This is a genomic window from Dellaglioa sp. CoH-55-MRSF-8, from assembly GCF_056782195.1.
The window spans coordinates 1-263 of sequence record NZ_JBXAYH010000214.1; the positions used below are offsets into that span (position 1 = coordinate 1).

A 263-nucleotide genomic window follows, 5' to 3' on the forward strand; every position below is an offset into this window, starting at 1 on the left:
GGGTTGATAGGCAGCTCCTCGGGTGCCGGCCTGGGTGTCCACCAGGTCGGCACGTTGTCGGCAGTCACCTCGACATGATCGAGAATCTGCTCGAACATCACGGCAGCGGAGACACCCGCACTGTGGGCGAGTTCTTCTAGTCGCTGCTTGTAGCGGCGGTTGACGACGTAGTTCATCCCAACGGGATCGGTCAGCTCGCCCGGAGGGCGGCGCGCGATCGTCTTAGCCATGTGCCCACAATTGCCTACATGTAGGAGTTAAGT

General features: G+C 60.8%; 1 protein-coding gene. It reads right to left on the reverse strand.

Annotated elements, in window-relative coordinates:
* Positions 1–230 (reverse strand): hypothetical protein (locus AC1RPW_RS08525; RefSeq protein WP_481769532.1); only part of this gene is annotated, 230 nt, incomplete at its 3' end.
* Between the last annotated feature and the right edge of the window lie 33 nt (positions 231–263).